This window comes from Sphingobacteriales bacterium (genome assembly GCA_016700115.1).
Classification (GTDB): Bacteria; Bacteroidota; Bacteroidia; order Chitinophagales; family UBA2359; genus UBA2359.
Genome location: CP064999.1, coordinates 4,880,809 through 4,905,397, shown reverse-complemented (window position 1 = coordinate 4,905,397; position 24,589 = coordinate 4,880,809). Strand labels below are relative to the sequence as shown.

The 24,589-nt window shown below is 39.1% G+C and carries 21 protein-coding genes and 1 tRNA gene; 16 read left to right on the top strand and 6 right to left on the bottom strand.

What is annotated here, in order from left to right; all coding sequences use genetic code 11:
* Nucleotides 1–11 precede the first annotated feature (11 nt).
* The 10 genes from IPM47_17540 (at nt 12) to IPM47_17495 (ending at nt 12,036) form a co-directional block, all read left to right on the top strand.
* Entirely contained in the window at nt 12–1,499 is a 1,488-nt protein-coding gene (locus tag IPM47_17540) for a hypothetical protein (GenBank protein ID QQS28629.1), read from the top strand.
* 85 nt (nt 1,500–1,584) lie between these two features.
* On the top strand, nt 1,585–2,028 hold the full coding sequence (locus IPM47_17535; GenBank protein QQS28628.1) for a DUF2141 domain-containing protein: 444 nt from the start codon (nt 1,585–1,587) through the stop codon (nt 2,026–2,028).
* A 64-nt stretch (nt 2,029–2,092) separates the two neighbouring features.
* On the top strand, nt 2,093–3,187 hold the full coding sequence (locus IPM47_17530; protein QQS28627.1) for an Mrp/NBP35 family ATP-binding protein: 1,095 nt from the start codon (nt 2,093–2,095) through the stop codon (nt 3,185–3,187).
* 57 nt (nt 3,188–3,244) lie between these two features.
* Nucleotides 3,245–3,481: a NifU family protein gene (locus tag IPM47_17525; GenBank protein QQS28626.1), complete on the top strand. Its 237-nt coding sequence runs from the start codon at nt 3,245–3,247 to the stop codon at nt 3,479–3,481.
* A gap of 26 nt (nt 3,482–3,507) precedes the next feature.
* Nucleotides 3,508–4,077, top strand: coding sequence for a DUF1572 domain-containing protein (locus IPM47_17520; GenBank protein ID QQS28625.1), 570 nt, complete (start codon nt 3,508–3,510; stop codon nt 4,075–4,077).
* A 159-nt stretch (nt 4,078–4,236) separates the two neighbouring features.
* Nucleotides 4,237–4,310, top strand: a tRNA-Arg gene (locus tag IPM47_17515).
* Nucleotides 4,311–4,370: 60 nt separating this feature from the next.
* Entirely contained in the window at nt 4,371–4,853 is a 483-nt protein-coding gene (locus tag IPM47_17510; protein ID QQS28624.1) for a GAF domain-containing protein, read from the top strand.
* A gap of 28 nt (nt 4,854–4,881) precedes the next feature.
* Complete coding sequence (locus IPM47_17505) at nt 4,882–5,637, top strand: cyclase family protein (protein QQS28623.1); 756 nt, start codon at nt 4,882–4,884, stop codon at nt 5,635–5,637.
* 264 nt (nt 5,638–5,901) lie between these two features.
* Complete coding sequence (locus tag IPM47_17500) at nt 5,902–11,454, top strand: tandem-95 repeat protein (protein ID QQS28622.1); 5,553 nt, start codon at nt 5,902–5,904, stop codon at nt 11,452–11,454.
* Between the two features lie 108 nt (nt 11,455–11,562).
* Nucleotides 11,563–12,036 carry a hypothetical protein gene (locus IPM47_17495; protein ID QQS28621.1) on the top strand — a complete coding sequence of 158 codons (474 nt, stop codon included), beginning with the start codon at nt 11,563–11,565 and terminating at the stop codon, nt 12,034–12,036.
* A gap of 402 nt (nt 12,037–12,438) precedes the next feature.
* Here the strand turns inward: IPM47_17495 and IPM47_17490 are convergent, their stop codons facing one another.
* From IPM47_17490 to IPM47_17480, 3 genes are all read right to left on the bottom strand, one after another.
* Nucleotides 12,439–13,365, bottom strand: coding sequence for a glycosyltransferase family 2 protein (locus tag IPM47_17490; protein ID QQS28620.1), 927 nt, complete (start codon nt 13,363–13,365; stop codon nt 12,439–12,441).
* 11 nt (nt 13,366–13,376) lie between these two features.
* Nucleotides 13,377–13,964 carry a toxin-antitoxin system YwqK family antitoxin gene (locus IPM47_17485; GenBank protein QQS28619.1) on the bottom strand — a complete coding sequence of 196 codons (588 nt, stop codon included), beginning with the start codon at nt 13,962–13,964 and terminating at the stop codon, nt 13,377–13,379.
* A 94-nt stretch (nt 13,965–14,058) separates the two neighbouring features.
* Nucleotides 14,059–15,456 (bottom strand): serine/threonine-protein phosphatase, encoded by a 1,398-nt coding sequence (locus IPM47_17480; GenBank protein QQS28618.1) that lies wholly within the window; start codon nt 15,454–15,456, stop codon nt 14,059–14,061.
* A gap of 338 nt (nt 15,457–15,794) precedes the next feature.
* On the opposite strand from IPM47_17480, the gene IPM47_17475 reads away from it, so the two are divergent.
* From IPM47_17475 to IPM47_17465, 3 genes are all read left to right on the top strand, one after another.
* Nucleotides 15,795–17,000, top strand: a complete 1,206-nt coding sequence (locus tag IPM47_17475; protein ID QQS28617.1) for a VWA domain-containing protein — start codon at nt 15,795–15,797, stop codon at nt 16,998–17,000.
* Nucleotides 17,001–17,116: 116 nt separating this feature from the next.
* Nucleotides 17,117–17,395 carry a 30S ribosomal protein S15 gene (rpsO, locus tag IPM47_17470; GenBank protein QQS28616.1) on the top strand — a complete coding sequence of 93 codons (279 nt, stop codon included), beginning with the start codon at nt 17,117–17,119 and terminating at the stop codon, nt 17,393–17,395.
* Between the two features lie 171 nt (nt 17,396–17,566).
* Nucleotides 17,567–19,753 carry a polyribonucleotide nucleotidyltransferase gene (locus IPM47_17465; protein QQS28615.1) on the top strand — a complete coding sequence of 729 codons (2,187 nt, stop codon included), beginning with the start codon at nt 17,567–17,569 and terminating at the stop codon, nt 19,751–19,753.
* A gap of 116 nt (nt 19,754–19,869) precedes the next feature.
* Here the strand turns inward: IPM47_17465 and IPM47_17460 are convergent, their stop codons facing one another.
* Nucleotides 19,870–20,073 carry a hypothetical protein gene (locus IPM47_17460; GenBank protein ID QQS28614.1) on the bottom strand — a complete coding sequence of 68 codons (204 nt, stop codon included), beginning with the start codon at nt 20,071–20,073 and terminating at the stop codon, nt 19,870–19,872.
* Nucleotides 20,074–20,701: 628 nt separating this feature from the next.
* On the opposite strand from IPM47_17460, the gene IPM47_17455 reads away from it, so the two are divergent.
* A complete protein-coding gene (locus tag IPM47_17455) occupies nt 20,702–21,934 on the top strand; it encodes a transposase (protein QQS28613.1) in 1,233 nt (410 codons plus the stop codon).
* Complete coding sequence (locus IPM47_17450; GenBank protein QQS28612.1) at nt 21,931–22,239, top strand: transposase; 309 nt, start codon at nt 21,931–21,933, stop codon at nt 22,237–22,239. The genes IPM47_17455 and IPM47_17450 overlap by 4 nt, the downstream gene beginning before the upstream one ends.
* Here the strand turns inward: IPM47_17450 and IPM47_17445 are convergent.
* Both IPM47_17445 and IPM47_17440 read right to left on the bottom strand, forming a co-directional pair.
* Complete coding sequence (locus tag IPM47_17445; protein ID QQS28611.1) at nt 22,216–22,761, bottom strand: IS630 family transposase; 546 nt, start codon at nt 22,759–22,761, stop codon at nt 22,216–22,218. The two genes, IPM47_17450 and IPM47_17445, sit on opposite strands and share 24 nt — an antisense overlap.
* A 22-nt stretch (nt 22,762–22,783) precedes the next feature.
* Nucleotides 22,784–23,284 (bottom strand): helix-turn-helix domain-containing protein, encoded by a 501-nt coding sequence (locus IPM47_17440; protein ID QQS28610.1) that lies wholly within the window; start codon nt 23,282–23,284, stop codon nt 22,784–22,786.
* A 472-nt stretch (nt 23,285–23,756) separates the two neighbouring features.
* On the opposite strand from IPM47_17440, the gene IPM47_17435 reads away from it, so the two are divergent.
* Nucleotides 23,757–24,587, top strand: a complete 831-nt coding sequence (locus IPM47_17435) for a DUF4384 domain-containing protein (GenBank protein QQS28609.1) — start codon at nt 23,757–23,759, stop codon at nt 24,585–24,587.
* Nucleotides 24,588–24,589 lie beyond the last annotated feature (2 nt).

Sequence of the window (24,589 nt, the reverse complement as noted above, 5' to 3'; positions counted from 1 at the left end):
AACCGTTAAACATGAAAAAAATACTGTTCATTCTTCCTGCTTTATTATGCTTTCTCAGTATTCATGCGCAAACCCCGGATGATGCTCTCCGTTATTCGCAAACTCAAATAGGAGGGACTGCCCGTGCTGTTGGAACAGGGGGAGCTTTTGGTGCTTTGGGCGCAGATTTTACTTCATTGTCAATCAATCCTGCAGGGATAGGTTTATACCGCAAATCAGAGTTTACGATTACACCTTCGTTATATTTTACCAATACAGAGTCAGAATATTGGGGTAATACAGAAACAGACAATAAAAATAATTTCAACATCAATAATATTGGATTGGTTTTCAAAGGTGGCGGAAGACGACCGGATTCAGATTGGCGGGCAGTTAATTTCGGTTTTGGCCTAAATCGCATCAATAATTATAACCGAAAAACCCTGCTTATCGGAACGAACACTAAAAATTCTTTATTGGATTATTACGCAAATCAAGCATCAGGAACACCCGGAAACGAAGTAAGGGATAATTTTCCTTTTGGTGCCGGATTAGCATATTTCGCATTTCTCATCAATCCGGATGCTGAGGGCAGTTCTGATTATTTGGGAGTAACCAATGGTTTTGCTGTGGAACAAGAGGAATATATTACCGAAAAAAATGCCTCAGACGAATTTGTTATTTCATTAGGTACCAACTATAAAGAAAAGCTTTTTTTGGGAGGAACACTTGGAATACCTTTTGTAAGATATACATCAGAAAAGTTTTACTCTGAAACTGACAAACTTGGCATTATTCAAGGTGAAGCTGTTGATTTGGGCACCTATGATTTTAATACTTTTGAATTGTCGGAATCGCTTAAAACCAGAGGTTTTGGAATCAATGGTAAATTAGGGCTAATTTATCGTCCTGTTGAGATGTTGCGAGTTGGTGCTTCCGTTCATACACCAACACTGATTTCTTTAAATGAGCAGTTTTCCAGCAATTTATATGCAGAGTTTACTCATTACGACACTCTATTGTACTCGCCCGAAGGCGAATACGATTATCAGCTAACCACGCCTTGGCGATTGGTTGGTAGTGCTGCATTTTTGTTTAAAACCCATGGATTTATTTCAGTGGATTATGAATGGGCTGATTACAGTCAAATGGAATTTACGTTTGACGATGTACCTGAAGACAGGCGTTTGGCAAGTGAAATCAATCGCGATATTGACAAGCGGTTTACTTCTGCTTCCAATTTGCGCATTGGTTCCGAAGTGGCTTTAGACATTTTCCGTTTAAGATTAGGATATGTTTATCAGGGCAGTCCTTATAAAGATGCGTCTGATCTAAAGCGTCAGAGCATTACAGCAGGGTTAGGATTCAGAGAAAAGGTAGTTTTTTGTGATGTTGCTTATGCTTATAGTTTTGGAGATAATAAATATTACCCTTACTCAATCAATACTGAATCGGACGTTCCTGCCTTTTTAAAAAACAATTCCAGTAATTTCCTGTTGACTCTCGGGCTTCGGTTTTAAAATGTTGAAAGCCCGCACATGTATATTAACAGCCCTTCTGCTTGTAATTTAACGAATACGTGCAGAAGGGCTAAACCGGTTATTTATGAACATGGTCCTTATTTTGATGTTAAGCTTTTGGGGTTTAGGGCAGGGCAATTTTAGCAATGGAGATCTTAACAATGGGGAATTGATTGTAAATGTAAAACGGCTTAAGGATAATAAATCGGCTGTTTACCTGGCACTTTACAACAAATCTCAGGGATTTGGAAAAACAGAAGGCATGTTTAAAGGTGCAAAAGCAATTCCCAACGGTAAATCTGAGGTTCAGATTTATTTGTCCGGATTAGAACCCGGCACTTATGCTATTGCTGTTTATCAGGACATCAACAATAACGAACAATTAGATACAGGGTGGTTGGGCATTCCAAAAGAACCTTACGGATTTTCCAATAATTTTAAGCCCTCGTTTTCCGCACCTACATTTGAAAAATGCAGTTTTATTTTTTCGGGGAAGATAACCCAAATGATAATTGAGTTAATACATTAATCAGTAAAAGAACTTTGTAGAACAGGAATTGTTTTATCAATGTCTTTAAAACCAATTAGCTTTTATGTCAATTACCAAAGACGCTGTTATTAACGCGCTGAGTTATGTGGATGACCCCGATTTAGGAAAAGATTTAGTTACCCTGAATATGGTGGACAATATCAATATCGAGGGTAATCGAGTCAGTTTCAGGTTAATTTTGACGACACCTGCATGTCCTTTAAAAGAACAGATTAAAAATGCCTGTATAACGGCAATTAAGCATTTTGTTAGTAAAGAAGCAACCGTTGAAGTTGAGATAACTTCGAGAGTTACAACAATGAGACAAGAAGGGAGTTCAGTTTTACCAGAGGTTAAAAACATTATTGCAGTGGCCTCCGGAAAAGGCGGAGTAGGTAAATCTACGGTTGCTGTCAACTTGTCTCTTGCGCTTTCACATTCAGGGGCAAAAGTCGGTTTGATTGATGCAGACATTTATGGGCCTTCTATACCGGTCATGATGAATTTAAGAAAACGAAGACCCCATGTTGTGCAGGTGAATGGTCAAAACAAAATCGAACCTATTGAACAGTATGGAATCAAAACTATTTCAATTGGATTTCTTGCTGACGAAACTCAGGCAATCGTATGGAGAGGGCCTATGGTTTCATCGGCATTGAGACAGTTTATTACAGATGCTTTTTGGGGGGAATTGGATTATTTAGTGATAGACATGCCTCCGGGAACAGGAGATATTCATCTGACATTGGCCCAATTGGTGCCGATTACCGCTGCAATTGTTGTTACAACGCCACAGGAAGTAGCAAAAGCGGATGTTGTCCGGTCTATTGGCATGTTTCAGCTTCCTCAGATTAATGTTCCTGTTTTAGGAATAATCGAAAATATGTCTTATTTTTCTCCCCCTGAGATGCCGGATAAACGATATTATTTATTTGGTCAGGGAGGTGGAAGTTCACTTGCCGGTGAATTCAATGTACCTTTACTTGGTGAAATTCCTATTGTAGAAGAAATCAGGAGTGGAGGTGATTTAGGTATGCCTGCGGTTTTACAACCCAATAGCAATGCCGGAAAAGAATTTGTAAAATTGGCTTATACAGTTGCACAAAATATTGCCATTAAAAATGCCGGAAGAATTTCTGCAAATCAGCTAATCAGATAAACTATATCTGATTGCGATAAAAAGCGTAATTTTATAGCCTTATTTAAGTTGCCTGCTATGTATCACAAGGAATTATTAGAAAAGGTTCAACAATCGCTCAACAGTATCCGGCCTCATTTGCAAACTGACGGAGGCGATATTGAAGTAGTGGACATTACCGAAGATTTTGTGTTAAAAGTAAAACTTTTAGGCTCTTGCGGTGATTGCCCTATGAGTTTTATGACTATGAAGGCCGGAGTAGAATACTCTGTTAAAACCGCAGTGCCTCAGATTGTAGCAGTGGAAGCTGTTTGAAAGAATATGTTAAAAACCATTCTGAAATGACAATAGAGTATCTAAACAGTGCCATCAAACAGTTTGAATATTATAAACTGTTGGGTGAAAAGACCATGGCACAGATATCTGAACAAGGACTATTCTGGCAATATAATCCCGAAAGCAACAGCATAGCCATCATTGTAAAACATTTGAGAGGTAATATGTTGTCGAGATGGACCGATTTTTTAAATTCAGATGGTGAAAAAGAATGGAGAAATCGAGATTCCGAATTTGAAACTGACCTAAAAAGCAGAGATGAAGTCATGCAGTACTGGAACGAAGGCTGGAGTTGCCTGTTGACTACCTTACAATCCTTACAAGAATCAGACTTCGATAAAATTGTATTTATCAGGAACCAGGGGCACTCCGTTGTGGAAGCAATTAACAGACAACTGGCACATTATGCTTATCATGTCGGACAAATTGTGTTTATCGGAAAAATGATTTGCAACGATAATTGGATTTCCTTGTCTATCCCAAAAGGGGCTTCTCAACAGTATAACGGTGAAAAGTTTTCTCAGGAAAAGCATCGGGAACATTTTACCAATGAATTTTTGGAAGACCGTAAATAGTTTGCCAAAATCATGAGTTGTAGAAGCCGTGAACAACTTCTTTTATTCTAACAGGCCATATCAAAACAATATACTTGTTCGGGATTGCTTCCGATTTTGAGACAGGAATTTTTTTTTGCTTAATTGTGTTAAAATTAAGTGTATCTTTGCACAAGTTAAGGCTCCATAGCTCAACTGGATAGAGCATCAGACTTCGGATCTGAGGGTTGAGGGTTCGAATCCTTCTGGGGTCACCTTTATTTTGAAGCGCATGTCCTTAATTATTAGGATATGCGCTTTTTAATGTTTTACCCATGCACCAAATAGAAGTTGATTTGCAACTAAGCAAAGAAGAAAAATACCGACAACTGTTGCCACAAATTGAGGCACTTTTAGAAGATGAAACTGATTTGATTGCAAATCTCGCCAATCTTTGTGCGGTGATTAAGGAAACTTTTCAGTTTTTTTGGGTAGGTTTTTATCGCAATATTGAAAATGAATTGGTTTTAGGACCCTTTCAAGGGGCTATTGCCTGTACCCGTATTAAAATAGGAAAAGGCGTTTGCGGTACTTGTGCTTTAACTGGTAAAACGATTATTGTTCCGGATGTGGATGCTTTTCCCGGACATATTGCCTGCTCTTCACTTTCACGCTCTGAAATTACGGTGCCCTTAACTGACAAAGAGGGAGCTACCCGATTGGTATTGGATATTGACAGTACAGAACTGAATCAGTTTGACATAGTAGATCAACAGTATCTTGAAAATATAGTAGCTTTGCTTTCCCGGCTTTTTTAACCTCTTTGATTTATACAGTACTCCCTTTATGTTTGCAACAATTTTTTTTCAGGGGAAGCAACATGTTTTCGACCTCTCTGAGCCTTTTGATATCAGTATTCCTTTGACAGAAGGCATCAGTAGTGTTAATGCTTTTTACGCTCCCTTTTTAACAATTGAACCGGTAAGAGCCGGTAATTTTATCGGAGATGTACGTTTGGGTGGTCCGGTCAATTTTAAAAATGTCATGCTCAATCCTCATGGAAACGGAACACATACCGAATGTGTCGGGCATATATCCCCCAATGGTGAAACATTAAATCAGGAGTTGAAAAGTTTTTTTTTCGTTACTACTTTGATCAGCATTTACCCTCAAATAATGCCTGAAGGAGATCGGGTGATTACCAAACAACAGATTGAAGAAGCGCTTTGGGGGATTCAAACTCAAGCCCTGATTATTCGAACCCTGCCTAACAATAGTCATAAAATACACAGAAATTATTCGGGTACTAATCCGCCTTATCTGGATCATGAAGCTGCTGCCCTTATTGCACAAAGAGAAATAGACCATTTGTTAATTGATCTTCCATCGGTGGACAGGGAAGAAGATGAAGGTAAATTATTGGCACATAAAGCCTATTGGCAATATCCTGAAAATCCAAGAAAAGGGGCAACAATTACCGAATTGATTTATGTGCCTGATGAAATCAAAGACGGTGTGTATTTGCTGAACCTGATGATTACTTCTCTCGAATTAGATGCAAGCCCGAGCAAACCGGTTTTGTATGCTGTGGAAAAAGGATAATTTGTTTGAAATACATCTTCTGATAGTCAACCAAGCCGATTGATTTATATCTTGAACAAATTATCGCGGATGTCTGATGTCCTTATTCAGAACCTCTTATATAAATTGAATCTTCCGCTATTTTTTAAGTTGGAAAATCTGAATTTATCATCAGATTCCAAAAATCAAGTTCATTCTGAGAATACTTTACCCGCAGATTGGCAAGGTTTTTGAAAGTTAAAATAGTCAAGCCTTACACTAATTTAACTTTGTCCAAACTTGTATATGAAACACACTCAACTACACTTGCTGTATGTATGTTTGTTCATGATTTTTAACAATTGTTCAACACATTTACAAGCTTCCTCTGCGTGGGATATCTTAGACAATCCAATCGCCAATAATGATGTAGCAAATACCTTGCAGGATACCTGGGTAACGATTCCGGCAATTTCTAATGATATTGGCAGTGCGATTTTTTTGCACAACCTTACTTCAGCACCAACTAACGGAACCGCAATCATAATGCCGGGTAAAACCAATATTGTCTATACACCCAATGCGGGATTTTTAGGGGTGGATGTTTTTACTTATACCATCAAAGACTTTTTTGGGAATTTTGCGACTGCTGAAGTAAGTATAACTGTTATCCCTGCTTCAGGGCTTGGCAGTGTGAATGTTGCTCCTACTCCTGTTTTTGATCTTGAATTTTGCACGCAACCCATGACTCCGTTGACTATCTGTCATTCGTGGACAGACCCAAACGGTGATGATTGGAGTATTAATATTCCGATGTCATCTACTACGTTCCATTGTAGTTTAGTGGCTTTGAACGATTCCTGTTTGCGTTATACCCCTCTGCCCGGTTTCTTAGGAACCGATACTGTAAGCATCGTGGTTTGTGATGATCAGACTCCCAATCTTTGCTCAACTTCTATAGCTTTGGTGCATGTGGGATGTATTACACCGGTTGCCAACCCGGATGTTGTTTTTTTGAGCAATACTTCTGTTGTTGTAAATGGAGTTAATTATGGAGGAAACGGGTTGACCGGAGCTATATTACCGGTTGCAATCAATGATGAAGAACTTTGCAACGGGGTTTTAACCCTTTCTCAAATCAACACTGCCCCGGCACATGGTACGGCAGTTATCAGCAGCGGCCAGATATTATATGTACCTGCAACAGATTATAGCGGTACTGATGTTTTGGAATATACTATTTGTAATGGATGTGGTTTATGTGAAACGACTATGGTGAACCTGACTATAACCGGTGCCGGAAACTGCCCCATTGCAGAAGCAACTTGTATCCCTCCTTTCAGCAACTTTCAGGTTTGTCCTCAATTTTGCGGAGTTAATCCTGCTACTTTAGGCATTATAACGGCAACCATTAATGGTTCCGGTTCAATAATTCCAGCCGGAGCCGGGTGTTTTACCTATACCACTTCAACCGTTTTTTCAGGAACAGATATTATTACTTTTCAGGTATGTGACGGGGTTGGAAATTGCAGCACCAATACCACGACCATTACCATTGACCAAGCCTGCGGAGGTAACAATCCTCCTGTTGCTGTTGACGATACTTTTACTGCAACTGCCGGAGAAACTTTAATCTTAAATGTGTTAAACAACGACAGCGACCCGGAGGGGCAGCCTTTAACCATCAGTCAAACTATAACAGAAAACACCTGTGGCATAGTCAATCTAATCGGAAATCAAGTCTTTTATTCAGCAACAAGTTCCTGTACCGACACCGATTCCTTTCAATACGTCATTTGCGACAATGGTAGCCCTGCCTTGTGTGATACAGCATTGGTTTCAATAAACATTACACCCGCACCGGTCAATTGTGAATTTGAGACGGATTATTGTACCATGCCTATTGTTCCTATTCAGATTTGTGTCCAGTTTTGCAATATATCAGATGCTCAAATCACAGATGCTGTTACTACATTTAATTGCAGTATCAGTTTTTTGAACGACACTTGCTTACAATACATCGCCCTGCCCGGTTTTTTTGGTACTGACATCGTGGATATCACAGGTTGTAATTCTGAAGGGGAATGTGAAACCGTAAGCGTTTTTGTTCATGTTGGATGTATCGCACCGGAAGCTAATGATGATGCCGCTTCGTTGTTTAATAATGGAGTTCCGGTTCCGGTCAATGTTTTAACCAATGACATACATGATTGCAATGCCCCAATGAATGTACAGATAGTAACCAATCCTTCGAATGGAACGGTTACGGTTAATGCAAACGGTACCATCAATTATTTGCCCCAACCGGGATTTGCAGGAACTGATCAGTTAACCTATGCTGCTTGTGTAACTTGCTCTGATGGTTCTTTGCTTTGTGACAATGCAACGGTAGTTTTAACCGTCATGAATCCCGAATTACCGCCTTTAATTGCTGAACCCGATTCTGTTACTACTTCTCAGGGCATACCCGTAACGATTAATGTTTTGAACAATGACAGCGGAAGCGGTTTGGATGTTACAACAATCACCCAACCGTCTAACGGAACTGCTGTTCTGAACCCTGATAACACAGTTACTTACTCGCCAAACGGAGGGTATCAGGGAACAGATACATTTACCTATACGGTATGCGATTCCGGGGGCAACTGTGCAAATACAACCGTAACCATCACTGTTGTCCCTTCAGCAATCAATCTTCCCCCTGTTGCTAACGATGATCTTGCAAATACTTCGGAAGGAATTCCGGTTCAAATTGCAGCCATTCTCAACGATTTTGATCCGGATAATACCTTAGCTCAATTAACAATCACCCTGATGACATTACCCGAAAACGGGTTGGCAGTGGTCAATGCAGGCGGTTCTATCACTTATACTCCCAATTCAGGTTTTACCGGTACGGACACTTTTGTTTATACCCTTTGTGATCCTTCAGGATTGTGTGACGAAGCAACTATCACCATTTATGTATTGGGAGAAGTGTTGATTGATGCCGAACCTGATTTGGTTTTTACTTTTTTAAATACTCCGGTTGCATTTAATGTGCTGGATAATGATTTTGGCGACAATATTGAAGTAACTCAGGTCTTGATTTTGCCGCAACATGGAAGCATTTTATCCTTTGACCCCATTACCGGAGTGGTCAACTATCTTCCCGAAACCGGTTATGTCGGAACAGACTATTTCATTTATGAAATCTGCAATCCTGAAGGTATTTGTGATGCAACTATTGTAGCAATAACCATTCAGATACCTTTGTTGAATCAACCGCCTACTCCTAACAACGATATTGCACAGACTCCGGTCAATACGCCGGTTATTATTCCTGTATTGACCAACGATTCTGACCCCGACAATGACCCTTTGACGGTAACACAAATTATAACGCCTCCTCAAAACGGGGAGGTGGTAATTAACCCTGACGGAACTGTTACTTATACTCCGAATACCGGTTATACCGGTTGTGAAATATTTATCTATTCGGTTTGCGACCCTTCAGGAGCTTGTGCTCAGGCTATTGTAAGTGTACAGGTCGGTGATATCGGTTGTTTAAATCAACCTCCTGTTGCCATTGATGATGTTGCAGTTGCTACCGAAGGTATTCCTGTTGCAATTTTTGTGTTAGACAATGACTTTGATCCGGATGGCAACATCGCTTCGCTAACAGCATCCTCCGACCCGTATAATGGTTTGATTACAATGTTACCCAATGAAACAGGGTTTATTTACACTTCAAATACTGATTTTATTGGTACAGACTATTTTACCTATATTATTTGCGACAACGGAAGCCCTGTACTTTGTGATACTGCTTACGTTACTATTACCATTCAACCGGCAAACATAGACGCTCAACCCGATATTGTCTTTACCTCAATCAATACGGCAGTTACCTTTAACGTTTTATCTAACGATTTTGGAACAGCTATCCAACTGAGTCAGTTATTTGGCGGCCCCGATTTTGGCAATATTTCTGTCATTCCCGGCACGGGAAACATTGTTTATACACCCGATCCGGGTTTTACCGGTACCGATTATTTTGAATATCAGATTTGTGATATAGCGGGGAATTGCGATATTACTTTAGTTACCCTCATTGTTCAACCAATTTCGATTACTAATCTGCCTCCTGTTGCAGTGTCTGATTTGGACACAACATCTGTGAACGTTCCGGTTACCATTACAGTCCTGCAAAATGATTATGACCCGTTTGGAGGAACATCAATTGCCGTACAATCTTCCCTTCCTTCATTGCCTACGAATGGAATTGCTGTTGTGAACAGCAATGGAACAATAACTTATACACCTAACAACGGTTTTTCCGGAACAGATACTTTTGAATACATCATTTGCGACAACGGAACTCCTGTTTTATGTGATACAGCTTATGTTTCAATTACCGTAGGTGATGACATGCTGAACAATAATCCGCCTGTGGCATTGGATGATATGGCCGAAACGCCTTTAAATACTCCGGTAAATATTCCGGTTTTGGATAACGATACAGACCCTGATGGCGATGCAGTTGCTCCGGAATGGTTGAGTTTTCCTGCTTATGGAGTTGCCGGATTAAATCCCGACAATACGGTAACTTACACCCCTGATGAAAACTTTATCGGCAACGATTACTTTTCCTATATTATATGCGATACCGGCAGTCCGGTTTTATGCGATACTGCTTATGTAAGTGTCTTTGTCAGTGCCGATACTTTGAACTTTTGCGAACAAACTCTGGAAAATACACCGGTTACGCTGTGCTTAGACGACTATTTGACCAATATTACCATCGAAACAATAACGATTACCGAACTTCCTCCTAATGGCGGATTGGTTTTATCGGATAATTGCATTCAGTACCTGCCAAACCCCGGATTTGTTCAGACAGATACTTTTAGTGTACAGGTATGCACACCAAACGACAACTGCCTGATAGTTTCTTTTTGCATCAATGTAACCGATGTGAACGAACCGCCGGTTACAGTCAATGATATGGTTGCTACTGATATGAATATGCCGGTCATAATCTACGTGTTGTCAAATGATTTCGACCCTGATGGCGATGAGATAACTGCTATTGTACTGAACTCAGATGTCAGTGTTTCAGGAGCAGAGCTCAATTTCGATTTTGTTACTATGGAGTTTACTTATGTGCCTGCTCCCGATTTTACCGGTATCGATTCGTTCAGTTATGAAATAACAGATGCTTCAGGTTTGTCGAGCAATATTGCCTGGGTATATATCACGGTTGAAGGGGATGATATTCCGGTTGAAATAGTTGTCATAGCAGTCAATGACTCCAGTTCTACCGAAATGAATACCTCGGTTCTTATCCCTGTTTTGCAAAACGATACCATTCCTTCAGGCAGCTTACCCGATGTTTCTTTGCTGGATTTTCCGGAAAACGGGTCGGTGATTGTCAACAACAGCGATCAAACATTCACCTATATTCCCAATATTGGTTTTAGCGGAACAGATATGTTTAATTATATCGTTTGTGTATATAATGAACAAAGCCAGTTAGTATGTGATACGGCTTTAGTAGTTGTGGTCATTTTGCCGGATGAGCAGAATTGCAATGTATCTCTGGCTCAGGGATTTTCACCAAACGGAGACGGGGTCAATGATACCTTTATTATTTCAGGAATCGAATGTTTTGCAGACAACCAACCGGAACTTCAGATTTTTAACAGATGGGGAGATGAGGTATATTCGGTCAGCAATTATACGAACGAACAGGCCTGGAACGGAAACTGGAAAGGTACCGGAAAAAATGTACCGGATGGTACGTATTTTTACCGCTTAGACCTGAGAACAGGTCTTAAATCAGACTTAAAAAGCGGATTTATTGAAGTCAACAGATAAGTAAGGCTTATTAGTGTGTTTTTCCTCTCAGGGCAGCCGGTTTTTTAATCTTGCTGCCCTTACTTTTGTATTTTAAACCCAAATTTTAAAATCCTCAATTTTGTTTGTATGAACTCCATCTTGGTTTTCCCCTGTCTATTTTTATTATATACCCCATTTATTCCAAATGAACTCAAAAATTCTAAATCTTTTTGGTTATTAATAGCTGCCACTTTTATTCTGACCATACTCTATCACAATATCAAATTAACGCTGAGGAATAATCCGGATTTTTTCAAATTCTTTCGTTCAAATTCAAAAGGCACTCCGACTATATCCTACAAAAACGAAGGAAGAAGCGGTTATGTACAATACCAAAGCGTTCATTCAAGATTTGCTTTATACTATGAATTTGGCGGTGGGAACTGTGTCGTTTGTATAGACCTGCCTTCACCCCAAAACTGGGAGAAACATACCGGAATACCAATTGCAAAAAGAGAGGAAACGATTCAGTTTATCGGCAATAAGGTAGTTGCTGACCAAACAACGGGCGGAAAGGGGTATTTTAAAATTGAGGGAAACAGCCTAAATATTTATGTGTAACTGATGGAACCTTATGTAGATTAACAAATAAGTGATACGTGTAGAATTTTTATGCTAACTCAGGTTATGAAAAAGTAATCAAGATAAAATTCAGGGAATTGAAGATAATATTTACAAATTACTTCAAATATAAAGCGTTAAACCGTTTTGATTTTTGGAAATGCCTCCGCGTAACACTTTGAGGTGTTTTGATTTTTGGAAATGCCTCCGCGTAACACTTTGAGGCGTTTTGATTTTTGGAAATGCCTCCGCGTAACACTTTGAGGTGTTTTGATTTTTGGAAATGCCTCCGCGTAACACTTTGAGGTGTTTTGATTTTTGGAAATGCCTCCGCGTAACACTTTGAGGCGTTTTGATTTTTGGAAATGCCTCCGCGTAACACTTTGAGGCGTTTTGATTTTTTCAAAAACGACTAACGGACAAAAAAGTACCCGCAATCGGATAACTTCTATGTTTTGTGTTTACATATCGCCACAAAAGAATGATGGAAGAGAGGAGGATTGTCAGGCTGAACAGAAAAAAAACCAAAAACATAAAATTATTTTGCTTCAGGGCATTAAAGAAAGAGACCGTATGTTTCAAAATATGCCAACCTAAAATAGTACCTGACAGTAAAGAAATAATCAGCAAATAAAACGGAAGTTTAGTATATCCCGACAAAATTCCGAAAGCATGAACTATCAAACGGCACAAATTATAAGTGCTTCCCCTTTCGAGATTAGGGAGCTGATGTTCGACCAAACAACTCCCTGTTTTTGCATTGAGTTTGGCAAAATGTCCGTCAACAAAAGGATAAGGCGTTTGCATCAAAGCAGCATGACGTGCAAAAACAGACTTAACCAATCTGAAAGAGGTGATATGCGGATGAAGATGGGGAATAAAAATCGAAATAAGTTTAGCAAAAACTTGTGCGGCTATATTCCTGAAAAAATGGTGCTGTCTGTTTTGGTAAAGGCCATACACCAAATCGAAATTACCGGACTTTTGTGTTTCAATCAAGCGGGCTATTTGATGAGGCGGATGTTGTAAATCTTCATCCATGGTGATGATGAACTTTCCTTGTGCAACGGTAAATCCGCATAAAGTTGCGGTGTGTTGTCCGGTGTTTCGGGAAAGTCGCACCAGATTGACTACTTCAGGAAAACGGGCTTTTATCTCTTTCAGAATATTCCAGGAGTTATCATTTCCACAGTCATAGACAAAAATGATTTCAAAACTTAACCCATCATTCTGAAAAAAAGCTACCAGTTGCCGCGTCAGTACAGCAAGCGTGGCAACTCCGCGATAAACCGGAACTACAACAGAATATTGAGGGATTGAAGGTTTCAAATGGAGGCGGCTTACTTTTCTATATGAGGCATCTCCGGCATTTGTCCTTCTTTTGACGAATGATAGTCGCGGTTTACCATCTGACCGTTTTTGTATTGGTATTCTTTGGTTAGTTTTCCCAATGAATCCCAAACTATAACTTTCCCGTTTAACAGGTCATTATCAAAATCACGAGTGGTTTGTTTCGCCCCGTTTTCATACCATGCTTCCCAGGTGCCATGTTTTTTGCCATTTTTAAAAGGCTGTTTGTTTTTCTGATTTCCGTTTTCCCACCATTCGTAAACAATGCCTTCTTTAACACCATTGACAATATTTCCGGTTTTCATCTTATTGCCGTTTGGGTAAAAAATATCCCATTTCCCCTCTTCAAGTCCTTTGACAAATGATTTTTGAACAAAACGTTTGCCGTCCGGATATTCAGTATAGATGATACCGGTAAAAGGCTTATCGCCATAATAAGCCAGATTGATTCCCTCATCATTTTTTTTGAAACTGATTTCACTGCTAATGACCTCTAATTCAGGGACAGTTTCGGCAGGTTTGCAGTTTTGAAGCAACAATAAAACCTGAAACACCGATATTAATATCATTACCTTCATGGAAAATGCCGGATATGTTAAACATGAAAACAGATAAGATGAATAAGAACAGTTAGGGGTTGTACAGACATACTCAAAGACAAACAGATTAAGATTACTTGTTGTAATTTTCCTTTTTGTTTTTAGCGTCTTTGCTGTTTGGATTAGAAGTGCCGTTATTTTGTGCAGGTAGAGAGACAGGGTTTGAAGGAGTTTGCGAAGGGTTCTTATCTTTTAGCTTGTATAATAAAGTATCTAAATTCCTGATGTCTTTACTTTCTTTGATTTTTACAAAATAAGCACTGTCAGCCTTCAGTTCATCTAATTTGCTTTTGGAAACGTTGGTGTTTATTGAATCTATCAACGTTTGTAATTTAATAGCATTTTCCTGTTCAAAACGGGCCAATTCTTCATTTTTTGCAATTTCGAGCAGGATAGCTTCAATTTCGTTCTTTTTATTCGGATAATCAATTTCCAAATCCAACAATATGCGTTTGGCAATTTCAACGCTGTCCGGCGTAAGAAGCATCTGTTTTGCTTGATTCAAAGAATCCTGATATTCTATATCTGCTTTTGTTTTGTGGTTTCCGAAAGTAAAAAGTAACAACAAGGCCAATACAGCTACTCCTGCAAAGATGAACACTATTTTTCGGGTTTTTTCGTCCAAAAATTGATTGGTGGCAGCAGGTGATTTGGTCGTTTTACTGCTGTTGTGAGTCAATATTTTGGTGATACCCGATTTGCGTGCAGCTTTTGTAACTTCCTGTACCTGAATTAAATACATTGAAAAATTATCCCGTGAGTTTTCCAGACAAAGGGTATAAATATGTTCACGTACCTTGTTGATGTCAGCATTTGAATTGTTTAACAAAGTAAGCAACAATCGTTGGTCAACTCCTTCTAATATTCCATCACTGCAAAGCAGGAAATAATCATTTGCCTGAACATCGGTAATTTCCACAACATCTGCTTTGGTTGGGGCATCTGTGCCGGAAATAGCCCGGAGAATGATGTTTTTTTGAGGGTGGGTTTGTGCTTCTTCCATCGTCAGTTCTCCGCGCTTCACCAACTCTTGCACCAATGAATGGTCTTCGGATACAAAAATCACCTCCCCGTTTCTGATATGATAAATCCGGCTGTCTCCACACCACGAAACAAGTGCTTTGTTTTGGATATCGTCAAAATACAACAAGGTTAAAGTGGTTGACATATTGTTAGCCTCTTCGTCTGCCGAAGTATATTCGGTCAGTTTTTCTTCGGCAAATTTCAAAGCATTGGCAATAAATTTTTCGTCCACATGACTTGTTCCATGCTCGTTAAAATATGCGTGAAACAAATCACAAACCATCCGGGAGGCAACTTCACCTTTACTTGCCCCTCCAACACCATCACAAACCATGAATAAACGGTCGAGTGCTGTTGCTGCTTCTGCTACAGGATAAATAGCATCTTGATTGTTTTTACGTTTACCTTTTTCGTGCAAAAAAACAGGAGGATGAAGAATTATAGACATGCGCTCTTATGTAAACTATTGAATAATCGAAACAAACTATTTCGGGTTAGTAAAATTTGCAAGGGCAATATAAGTACAGAATATTTATTTTTAATCGTCGGCAAAGCAACAAATTTAGGTCAAATACTCTATACTTTTTATCATTGCAAAATTTACCTGTTCAAACTCCGTTGTAAGAACGGTAAAAACATCAATTTCTGCATCTTAACCTCTTAAATCGGGTTATTTTTTACAAATGTTTGTCAAAAATTGTTCCCGTTATTGGCCGATGTACTAATATTGCGGTGAGATAGGCTTCATCTTGTTCATCAATTTAAATAATTCCCCAATCATCCTTCATGGCTCGCAAAGAAGTAAATGTATTTAATCTTTCCATGCTCGACCTCCTTTCAGGAGCTTTAGGTGCCATCCTTATCATTTTTGTGATCATCCCCAAACTAAGCGGAGATATTAAAATCGCTCTGAAGGAATTGGAACAAATCAAAGAATTAAAGGTAGATGCAAAAGAAATTCAGGATATGATTCAGGAACTGAAACGTTCTGTACCTACGGCTGAACTTGTAAAATATCAGGCTAAGTTTGAACAATTGGAAGCACAGTCTCAAAAATTAAATCAGACGATTATTGATTTACAGGAAGAGGTAAAGTTATTACAAGATAAATTGATAACCTGTGACAAGCAACGGACTGATTTGCAGGAAAAGGTGACCAAATTGCAAAAAGAAGTAGAAGACCTGAAAAACAGATTAGAAAATCACGATTCCATTGTTAAACAGTTAGAAAAGCAGATTGAAGATCTTCGAAATCAGTTGGCTAAATGTGAGGTAGAAAAAACGCAGGTAACAAACGAACTGACCCAAAAAACCTCCGAAGTAGAAACACTTAAAGTTGAAATTGAAAAGCTGAAAGAGCAGCTCAAAAACGCCAAAGAAACGATTGAAAAACAACAAAAAGAAATCACGGAATATAAAGAAAGGGTAGGGGTTGAATATAACGACAAAAACATCGTGTTTGTCATTGACCGTTCGGGCAGTATGGATGATAACCCTGAGCCTCAGAAATTAGATGAGGTAAAGGCCGGAATTAAAATGATGATTGCAAATCTCGACAATACCTACAAGGTTGATGTTGTCGTTTTTCCGAACACTAAGGAAGAACATTATTACTTCAAATATGGAAAACTCACTCCAATAAGCACCAACAGCAAATACGACATCTATAAGTTTATTAATGAAATTAAGGCTTATGGTTGTACGCCAAGCAGGCAGGCATTGGAATTTGTTTTGACCGCTTCTAATTACTCGGAAGCCGGAACCATAGTTTTTGTTTCAGACGGCGCTCCCACAAAAATTATCGGCAACGAATGTATTGATGAAGACATCAATGATGTATTGAGCTTTGTGAAAAGTACCAATACCGGAAAAAAGACAATCAACTGTTTAGGGGTGGGTGCTGAATTTAGAAATCAGTCTTCTACAAACGCTGCCGTTGTTTTTATGAAAGAACTTTCCAAGCAAAATTCGGGGTTTTATATCGGATTTTAAGAAATTTTTTCTTTTGTAATTTATATCAAGCACTATTTCTTTTTTGTTAAGCAAAAAAATCCTTACTTTTGCGGGCATTTTTCATTTATTCACAATAATTAATTGGTAAAAGCTTTATGGGATACACTTATCTTTCAAGTGAAGAACAGCAAAAGCTATTTAAAGAGTTCGGTGGTGCAGAAAACAACACCGGTTCGGCTGATGGTCAAGTCGCGTTATTTACCAGACGCATTGCGCATCTTTCCAAACACCTTCAAACCAACAAAAAAGACCATTCAACCCGAAGGGCTTTGTTGCGTTTGGTAGGTCAAAGACGCAAGTTGCTGGCATATATCAAGAAAAAAGACATTAACCGATACAGAGCGCTTATCCAAAGCCTCGACCTTCGTAAATAGCTTTTTCAAAAACATAAAGAGAGGAGCGTTATCGTTTCTCTCTTTATTTGTTTTATCCCCGGGCTTTCCAAAGCATAATCACTTGAATAATTCTTATTTCACCAATTCCATGGCAAGACAAGTTGATATGCCTTTCTTTTATCAAATCAGACTAAAAAGCAAACATCTTATATGAGTTGGAACACATTTACAACATCTATTAAATTAGATGACGGACGCGAAATAACACTCGAAACCGGAACTTTAGCCAGACAAGCCGATGGGGCCGTACTTGTTCGTCAAGGGAACACCGTATTGTTAGCCACCGTTGTTTCTAATAAAGAAAAATCTCCGACCGCCAATTTTTTCCCGCTATCGGTGGATTATCAGGAAAAATTCGCCTCTTCCGGACGCATTCCCGGCGGGTTTCTCAAAAGAGAAGCAAGACTTTCCGATTACGAAATTCTAATCAGCAGGCTAATTGACCGCGCATTAAGACCCTTATTTCCGGACAATTATTATTACGAAACTCAGGTAATTGTTTGGTTAATTTCAGGAGATAAAGAAGTGATGGCCGATAGCCTTGCGGGATTAGCAGCTTCTACAGCGATTACCATATCCGACATTCCCTTTGCAGGACCTCTATCAGAAGTAAGGGTTGCCAGAATTGACGGTAATTTTGTCATAAATCCTTCTGTTTCCGAAATGGCTCTTGCCGATATGGATATTATGGTTGCCGCCACAGAACAAAATATTGTGATGGTTGAAGGCGAAGCCATTGAATGTAGTGAGGACGATTTAGTCCAAGCCATTGAGCTTGCCCACGAAGCTATAAAAAAACAATGTAAGGCACAGTTGGAATTAGCCGCACTTTGCGGTAAACCTAAACGGGAAATACCCTCTATGCCGGAAGTGGACGAGAACCTGAAACAACAGGTTATTCAGTTTGCAGAAGCTAAAATCAAAGATATAGTAAAATCCGGTTCAGGAAAACATGAAAGAAAAGAGCAGTTTAAACTTGTTGAAGCTTCTTTCTTGGAATCATTAGGCGAAGAAGCCGAAGCAGAAACTATAAATAAGGCGGAAGAATATCTGGAAGAACTGCATAGAGATATTGTTCGCAATATGATTTTGGATGAAGGGTTACGTTTAGATGGGCGCAAAACTCACGAAATTCGTCCCTTAATGATAAAGGTAGATTATCTCCCCGCCCCTCATGGCTCTGCTTTGTTTTGTCGTGGTGAAACACAATCACTGACTACCGTTACGCTGGGTACTAAACAAGACGAACAAATGCTGGATAAAGCTGCCGGATTGGAATATTCCAAGTTTTTACTGCACTATAATTTCCCGGCTTTTTCAACCGGAGAGGTTAAACCAATGAGAGGCCCCGGACGGAGAGAGGTTGGACATGGCAATCTTGCTATGCGCTCCTTAAAACAAGTATTGCCCAATCAGGACGAAAATCTATATACCATCAGGATTGTATCAGATATTTTAGAGTCAAACGGTTCAAGTTCAATGGCTACTGTTTGTGCTGGTTCGTTAGCTTTGATGGATGCTGGTATTCAAATTAAAAGTGGAGTGTCTGGAATTGCGATGGGACTTATCAGCGATGGAAATCGCTTTGCAGTATTGTCAGATATTTTAGGCGATGAAGACCATCTTGGAGATATGGACTTCAAAGTAACCGGTACTGTCAATGGAATTTGTGGCGTACAAATGGACATAAAGATTGACGGTCTTTCTTCTGATGTTTTAAGAAAAGCATTGTATCAGGCAAGAGACGGACGATTACATATACTTCAGGCCATGAACGAAGTTATGTCTCAGCCCAGACCGGATTTAAAGCCTCATGCACCTCGTATTGTGAAACTAATGATAGACAAAGAATTTATTGGTGCTGTAATTGGTCCTGGCGGAAAAGTAATTCAGGAGATGCAGCGTGAAACCAAAACGACTATCAATATTGAGGAGAAAGAAAACGGAAAAGGCGAAGTGTTGATTTACGGTTCTGACAAAGCCTCTTTAGATGCAGCAGTGATGAGAATTAGGGCGATTGCTTCTACTCCGGAAGTTGGAGAAGTCTATGAAGCAAAAGTTAAAAGCATAATGCCTTATGGCGCATTTGTTGAGTTTATGCCCGGCAAAGAGGGATTGCTCCATATTTCAGAAGTAGCTCATACCCGTTTGGAAAACCTGGATGGTGTTATGAAAGAAGGAGATATTATTCAGGTTAAACTGATTGGTGTTGACGACAGAACCGGCAAGTTTAAACTCAGCATGAAAGTGTTATTACCAAAACCTGAAGGTACAAACACAGATGGTAGAGAACCCCGCGAAAAACGTCAAGACCCACCGAGGTTTAACAAGCGATAGACACTGCTTATTGCATATAAAACATAATAAAACCCCCGCTAAGAAATTCTTATCGGGGGTTTTTTGTGTCGGAAATTCTTTATCAATTTAGGGAATGAGCAATAGGTACAACAATATTATATAGTAAAAAATAACCCACCCAATTTAAAGACTTTAACCCTGCATGCGTGGTGCAAAATTAAATTATAGTTGGTATAAGCATCTACTGCCAAATAATTGCTGATGCTTTTCAGATAATCCAAATTCCAAAGAACAACATCCACATAATGCGAAAATAAACTAATGTCTTGTGCCTGCTGTTCCTCGGTGTTGGGAGTCAACACAGCATCAATATGAAAGGCAGTGTGATTATCTACGTTTATCGCCCTAAATGTTGAAAATTAGCCTTACCTCGAAAAACTAAAAAAACAAAGTTCAGGAGTCAAAAAATCTCGTTTAGCTTTGTTTATTCCATGCATTTTCCCTAATATTTCGGTGATAGTTTTCTGTAAAACTTTCATAGAGTATTATGTTTTTGGTTTGCAACATCAAAACTAATACGCTTTTTCTGTTTCTAATATATTCAGCATTGCAAAACAACAAAAATCACCGAACTATTGGATATAATTGAAAGGTATCTAATTCAAGTCAGACCTCACGTTAAATAATATTTTGACCTCTTGAACAGCATAGGAAACATCGAGAAGATTTTAAAAGTTGGTTTATCGTATTTACTCAGACACCCAACTTGTTGTCTAAAGCATCTCAAAAATTGAAATGCTTAAGTATTTTGACTTACTGAACATGAAAAATGAATTTTGAAGAAATAACGCATAGTATTTTAAGTCCTTTTATTGATTTTATCATAATACAGTTACAATTTCTTGAGTTCACTAAAATAAGGTTTTGGGTATGTTTGTTATTTAAAGAATATTTTTGTAATTTTATGCTTAAATAGTTATTTCATCTATGTTCAAGAAGAATTTAACCCATAATCAATCTCAACTTTTTGGTTTGTCGTTTTACTTAAATAAAGATAAGCAAAAACGGCTTGAAAATAGTAGTGGCGGTCATTTTTATCGGCTTGTTTTTTGCAATATACAAGAGGAAGACTTTTCGGTACTGTATTCGACCAAACATAGTGCGCCCAATGCTCCTATCAATTGCATGATAGCGGCATTATTGTTGATGCAAAAGCATAGCTGGACGTATGCCCAACTCTTTGAACAGATAGACTTTAATTTGGAAACCCGTTTTGCTTTAGGTCTTCAGGATTTAGAGAAGGTTCCTTTCACCGAACCTACGCTGTTCAACTTCAAAAGTCGCCTCAACACTCACTTTGTTAACACAGGAGAAGATCTGATTGGCAAATTGTTCGACCGCTTAACAAACCAACAACTCAAAGAACTGAAACTAAAGACAACGATACAGCGTACGGATAGCCTTCTACTTAACAGCAATATACGCAGTTATAGTCGCATAGAACTCCTTGTGGAATTGCTTTTGCGCTTTTACAGCATTCTCACTGCCGAAGAACAGGAGCGTTATACTGCTGACTTGTCGGACTATATCGGGAAAAAAGCAAACGAATATATCCGCCATATCAAACCGGGAGACCAAAACACTCACCTCCAAAAGTTAGGGCAAGTCTATCACTTGCTATACACACAATTGCAGGATATTTATCGGGAACACGAAGCCTTTCAGGTATTTTCCCGCGTGTATGCCGAACACTTTACCCTGCCTGAAACGGATGAAAAAACAAGTGTACCTGCGCCTAAGCCCAATGAAGCGCTGAACAGCAAGTGCCTTCAATCGCCCGATGATACAGAAGCCACCTATCGGAAAAAAAAGGGCAAACAATATCAAGGCTATGTGGCGATGGTGACCGAAACCTGCCATCCTGATAATGACCTGCAGTTGATTACCGATGTACACACCGCTACGAATAATACCGATGATACACAACTGCTTCACGAACGGTTGGACAGCATCAAGGAAAAAACACCCGACCTGGAACAATTGCACCACGATGGCGGCTTTGGCAGCGAAGACAACGATATTAAGCTCAATGAATTGGGTATCACGCCTATTCAAACCGCCATTAAAGGCTGTTGTGCGTCATCCCCATCACTATTACCCTCCAATCCGATACCAACACGTATAGGGTACAATGTGCCAATTCACAACACCCCCAAGTGATCGCCACTAAACCTTCAAAAAACTATAAAGCTGAATTTGACCTCCATATCTGTAACGATTGCCCCTTCAGAGACACTTGCCCCACCAAGACAAATCGAAAATATGAAAAAGGAGTGGCTATTTACAAGTTTAAACCCGAAGATTACCTGCGACAGCAACGACATAAAAATATACAAACAATACCCAAAGCGCATCGAAAACTCCGCCCTAATGTGGAAGCCACCATGGCGCAAATGAGAAGGGGGGAAAACCGAAACGGAAAATTATACGGAAATGACATTTTAAACAGCCCAAAAGGTATTTAAGCAGATATATTGGTAACTACAGATAGATTTTACCATATCCGGTGTAATGTTATTTATTGTTTCAGTAAAGAAGTTGCTGATTAGTTCAAGGCTTGTGAAGTGTTTGTTGGTGAACTTTCTTTTGATGTGGTGCCATATTTTTTCAGCTGGATTGAGTTCGGGACTGTAAGGAGGCAGAAAGACAAGAAAAATATTTTCGGGTATTTTGAGCTTTTTTGCCTTGTGGAAAGCCCCGTTGTCTAAAACAATGATTTTGTATTCAGCAGGAGTTTGAAGGGAAAATTCATGGAGAAACACCTGAAAGGTATTTGCACTGCAACAAGGCATTTCCAACTGAAACTGATCCCCGGTTACGGGAGAAAATGCTCCGAAAAGATAAGTGTATTGAAACACCTGCTGGAAATTGCAAACCGGCTGTATGCCTTTGGCGGTCAATCCCCTCCCGTGCCTGGTATGCAGACCAAAGCGGCTCTCGTCCTGAAAGTATAAATTTATGCTGTCATAGCATGGCGGAACAGACAACGCTATTTCCGCTATTTTTGAACTAAAGTTTTTTAAAAAAAACTACAGCCTCCGCATCCTTTTTCACATGACTTTTGCGTGCTGCCTTCACTTTGCTGCCAAATTTCCTGCCCGCATATTTTAGTAGCGTGTTATACTTAACTTCCTTTTTAAATTCCTGCTCTACCCATTGCTGCAACTCTATATACCCCGCCAAACCATTATTGGGATCCTTTAACTTCTCTTCTATTCTATCTTGTTCTTCTTGCGTAAACACCGAGTGTCTGCCTGTTTTTCCTTTTCTGCCATTGTGAAGCAAGGCTTCTATTCCCCCTGTTCTATAATTTTTACGCCATGTGTTAATACTTTGACCCCATACCCCTACTCGTTCCATTAACTGCTGCTTCGTAATACCTTTTTCTCCGACCTTCTTCATCTCTATCAACATCAACAGCCGTAAACGAATCATCGCAGGTGACTGACGAAGTAGTTTCCTTATTTCCTCAAAACTCTCTTTTACAGGTATATATAGTGCCTTTGACATAACTATGACTCGGTTTTAAAATGACAAAGATAAAATTAATAACACAATTACTAAATCAAGGCTAAATTGTTTTTCATTTCCGTATTAAAAGTAAGAGGCTTGATAAACGCCAGTCTCTATAGCATCGCCATGGCTATTGTTATCAATTTTAGTCGTATTGTAAAACATAAAAAACGGATAACCAACTCAATTACCCTCTTTTCAATGCTTCATGCACTATACAGCAGCATAATACGTATAGCCCCTTTCATAACGCCTAAAAAACACTGCCAGCACAAAGTATCATATATGTGAAATTATAACCTTTAACCCAAAATCTAAAAGTGCTTTTTTAGCGTACTCATTTAATCTAAAATAACTACTTTTGCCTAACAGCATTTTTAATCTAACACAAAACCGGATATTTCCAACATTTTGCTATGTATTGATAGCACATTTACAAACAAATTCTTTCCTCAATACTAAATAAATCATGAACAGAAAACTATTAGCTCTCGGTTTTTTTGGCTGTCTTGCCATTCTTTTATACCTTACTTATATTAATGAAGGGTTTCTTAATCCTAAAAAAGAAGATAAGCAACCTACCCCAATTGATAGCTCACGTAATATTATACCGCCACAGCCGGATAACAGAGCTACACTTGCCGGAGAAATTACGCTTATTTCTTCTGATCGCACTAATTTGTCTATTTCCAACGGGTTGGTTAGAAACATATATGTAGATGACTATAAACCTACACGCAAAGACGAAAAGAATATCCCAAAACCTAAACCCGTTCCCAAACCTAATCCGTCCCCTAAACCGGCTCCTGCTAATCCTTTTGAACCCGATTCAAGCGACAAAACCATGTATTTCGAATATGAAATTGACAAGTCCCTGAAAAGCGGCGATCAGTTTAGAACTTTGTTTAAAAACGGGCAGCCTTGTTATGTTTACGCCTTTTCTATTGATCTTACCCAAAAAACAGTTGTCTGTTATCCTTACGGCAATAACAACGCGAATTTTGACAAAAACGGCTCTCAAGCCATTCCTGCCGATACTACCCAATTCTTTACCCTGGACAAAACCAAAGGTACCGACTATTTCTGTTGGCTTTATGCAACCAAAGAACTTGATATTAATGCCATTGCAAAAGCAATGGAAACTCAAAAAGGAACGGTTTTTCAACGCCTTTATAAAATACTCCAAAACGATATAGTCCCTGTTACCGATATTGAATATGCCGCTAACCGAATCGGCTTTAAAACCAAAAAAACAAACAAAGCTATTGTTCCTATTGTCATCCAAATCAACCACGAGTAGCC